At 71.8% G+C, this 3,260-nt stretch carries 4 protein-coding genes; 1 reads left to right on the top strand and 3 read right to left on the bottom strand.

Features of this window, described 5'->3' with window-relative positions:
- The coding region (locus D7X55_RS37775; RefSeq protein WP_121725564.1) for a hypothetical protein at positions 1-795 on the top strand (795 nt) is incomplete at its 5' end.
- A gap of 1 nt (position 796) precedes the next feature.
- Here the strand turns inward: D7X55_RS37775 and D7X55_RS37770 are convergent.
- From D7X55_RS37770 to D7X55_RS37760, 3 genes are all read right to left on the bottom strand, one after another.
- On the bottom strand, positions 797-1,228 hold the full coding sequence (locus D7X55_RS37770) for a hypothetical protein (RefSeq protein WP_120549778.1): 432 nt from the start codon (positions 1,226-1,228) through the stop codon (positions 797-799).
- A 192-nt stretch (positions 1,229-1,420) separates the two neighbouring features.
- The gene (locus tag D7X55_RS37765) at positions 1,421-2,809 is read right to left on the bottom strand and encodes a sigma 54-interacting transcriptional regulator (protein ID WP_120549779.1); all 1,389 of its coding nucleotides are present in this window, start codon (positions 2,807-2,809) and stop codon (positions 1,421-1,423) included.
- A gap of 103 nt (positions 2,810-2,912) precedes the next feature.
- Positions 2,913-3,107, bottom strand: coding sequence for a hypothetical protein (locus tag D7X55_RS37760; protein WP_014397120.1), 195 nt, complete (start codon positions 3,105-3,107; stop codon positions 2,913-2,915).
- Positions 3,108-3,260: the final 153 nt, after the last annotated feature.

Below are 3,260 nucleotides of genomic sequence, written 5' to 3'. Positions count from 1 at the left end.
CATGACGCCCGCGCGTTCCTCGCCCGCTACCCCACGCCCGCTGCCTGCGAGGCCGCCGCCCGCAGGCTCCAGGCCACCAACCGCGACGACGCCTGGCTGGCCCTGAAGGTCTGCGCCGAGGCCCCCGGCTTCACCCAGCTGGGCGCCGTGCTGGGCAGCGCGTGGACGGAGGATCTGCGCGTGCGCCCGGACGCCGCCAACCTCATCGCCCGCGTGGTGGCCCAGCGCGGCGGCAGCGTGGACGGCGAGCTGCGCCTGCTGCACGCGCGCAAGGTGCCCATCTTCTCGCTCGCGTCCGCCATCGCCCAGCCGGACACCTACCGCGGCCGCTACGTGCTGTTGCGCGCGCAGGTGGCGGACCAGCGCTCGGAAGGGGAGCGCCCCACGCTGTGGCTGGTGGAGCAGGGCCTGCAGTCCGTGGCCTCCCGCCGCGAGGTCGGCGTCGCCTACAACACCGACACCGCGATGGAGTCCTCCGGGGACCTGGGCGGACGCACGGCGCTCACGGGAGAGGGCCGCGTGGGCGGCTCCATCTTCACCCGCGAGAGCACCACCCAGTCCGCCTCCGAGCGCACCTACGACAACATCTCCGACGAGACGGGCCGCGAGGCCCTGGGGCGGCTGGCCGCGCCGGATCCGTTCCTGGAGACCCGCCGCGACTACGTCATCCTCGCGCGCTTCGACGGCCTGCGCGTCACCTCCGGCATGACGAACGACGACGAGGACGAGGGTCCGAAGATCCCCGTGCTCACCATCGTCAGCTACCACCTGCCGCAGGCGCTCGCCGTCTACTGAATCAGCGCTTCACCGGGGCCGCCGTCGCCGCCGCCGTCAGGTCGCGCGACGGCGTGCCGGAGTAGATCTCCACGTCGGTGGCCACCCACGTTCCCAGCCGCTCGCCGTAGGTCGTGTGCACCAGCACGCCCGGCTGCAGCTGGGCGCGGGCCACGCGCTTGCCGTCGCGCAGGATGCGCGTGGACGGCGCCACCACGAACGGGCGCTCCACGCCGTCGTCGTCGCGCACCGTGAAGCCCCGGGTGCCTGAAATGGTCACCGCGCCGTAGAAGTCCGGAACGTCCTGGGCCACCGCCTCGCCCACGCTCCCGCTTCCTCCGGTGCCTTCGTCCGTGGGCACCTGCGCCGCGGGCTGGAACACCGCGAAGCGCGGCACCATGCCGCTCTCGGAGACGGCCCCGTCCCGCGACTGGCACGCGCTGGTGACCAGCACGAGCCCCCCAACCAGAACTCCGGCAAACAGCCGCCTCCCCCATCCCTGGCGCATGGCACCCACCTCGCGAGCGTTGGTGCTCCCAAGATGGGGAGGAAAGCCGGGCCGACAACCACCCCCGGCAGACAGGTCCACGCCAGTGTCACCCGGCCCACGAGGGCCATGACTCCGGGTGGGGGCAGGGGACCGCTGTCAGTCCGGACCGGTCACCAGGCCGTGCTTGCGCAGCAGCTTTCGCAGGTAGACGCGGTCGATGCCCGCCTCGCGCGAGGCCTTGGAGACGTTGCCGCCGCACCGCTCCAGGAGCGTGCGAAGGTAGTCGCGCTCGAAGCCTTCGATGAGGCGCTCCTTCGCTTCCTTGAAGGGCAGCTCCAGCGCCAGCGGCACCGTGTCCTCCGGGCTCAGCTCCGGCGACAGCCGGGGGCGCGCGGGCGGGGTGTCCGGCAGGTCCGGCAGCGCGGACTCGCCCAGGCTCACCACCCGGTCCACCACGTTGCGCAATTCGCGCACGTTGCCCGGCCACGGGTACTGGGCGAGCAGGGCGCGCGTCTGGTCCGATAGCGCACTCGGCGGCTTGCCCATGCGCTCCAGCACGGTGTCGATGAGCAGCGGGATGTCCTCCGGCCGCTCGCGCAGGGGCGGCAGCGCCACGCGCAGCACCGCGAGCCGGTGGAACAGGTCGCCCCGGAAGCGGTTCGTCTTCACCGCGCCCTCCAGGTCCTGGTGCGTGGCCGCCACCACCCGCACGTTCACCGAGCGGTAGTCGTTGGCGCCCACCCGCTTCACCTGCCGGCGCTCCAGCGCGCGAAGCAGCCGGGGCTGCACCTCCAGGGGCAGCTCGCCCACCTCGTCCAGGAAGAGGGTGCCCCCGTGCGCGCGCTCGAAGGCACCCGCGCGGTCCGCCTGCGCGCCGGTGAAGGCCCCCTTCACGTGGCCGAACAGCTCCGACTCCAACAGCTGCGGCGCCACGCCCGCCAGGTCCACGATGACGAAGGGCCCCTTGGAGCGCCCGCCGTGCGTGTGCAGCCCTTCCGCGCACAGCTCCTTGCCGGTGCCCGTCTCGCCCTGGATGAGCACGTCGGACTCGCCCTGGGCCACGCGCTCCAGCAGGGTGAACACTTCGCGCATCCGGCGGCTCTGGCCCACCAGGTTGCCGAACCGTTCGCGGTTGGACAGGGGCAGGGCGTGCGCCTTCTCCGACTCCGGGACGAGCTTCAGCTCCGTGGTGCCCAGCGTGAGCACCGCGCCGGGGCGCACCTCCAGGGTGGTGAAGCGCATGCCCTCGCAGAACGAGCCGTTGCGCGAGCCCACGTCCACCGCCTGGATGCTGTCCTCGCGCACGTCCAGGAGGAGGTGGCTGCGAGAGACGGCCCGGTCCGCGAGCACCACGTCGGAGCTTGCGTCCGCGCCCACCCGGTAGCGTCCGGGCGCCAAGGGGTAGCTCTGTCCCGCGTCCGGGCCGTTCAGCACCACCAGCCGCACCCGCACGCGCGCCGAGCGCATCGCCGGCAGGGCGTCCGTGCGCAGCTGCCGGTCTTCCTCCCCGCTGTCGTCCCCGAAGCGCGCCACGGCGCGGACCATAACATAGGGAAACGGAAAGGCCCGGCCTCCCCGCACGCGCCGGAAGAGGCGCGTGTCCGGAAGAGGTCGGGCCCGGATGGAAAGCCAGGGAAGGGCGCCGCGGTCAGGCCGGCGGCTTCGCGTGCTTGTAGAAGAGCACCAGCGTGTAGCAGTGGAACTCGTTGTCGGATGACTGGCACACGACCCGGTCCACGATCTCCAGGTCCGCGTTGCTCTTGATCCAGCGGGTGACGTTCTCACCCAACTCTTCCCGCTCCTTGGCCTTCGTCGCGGAGAAGACCTTCACGCCCGTGAACATCGCCTGCCACTCCTTGTGCGGTGGTGAGAAAAGGCTTGACCGGGGTTTATCGCACACGCCCTTTCAGGGTGTCAAAAATGCTGCGGTCCAAAAGTTGTGATCCACGAGGGAGCGGGGGAGCGGGGCGCAGGTGGGGGTTTGCAGGCCTTGCGG

The organism is Corallococcus sp. AB049A, assembly GCF_003668885.1.
Classification (GTDB): domain Bacteria; phylum Myxococcota; class Myxococcia; order Myxococcales; family Myxococcaceae; genus Corallococcus; species Corallococcus interemptor.
Note: the sequence above shows the minus strand (reverse complement) of the source record. Positions and strands in the feature narration are given on the sequence as shown.

Bases quoted from the DNA above. Each gene is read 5' to 3' on its own strand.
- D7X55_RS37765 (WP_120549779.1), bottom strand. From the start codon at position 2,809: ATGGTCCGCGCCGTGGCGCGCTTCGGGGACGACAGCGGGGAGGAAGAC.
- D7X55_RS37760 (WP_014397120.1), bottom strand. From the start codon at position 3,107: ATGTTCACGGGCGTGAAGGTCTTCTCCGCGACGAAGGCCAAGGAGCGG.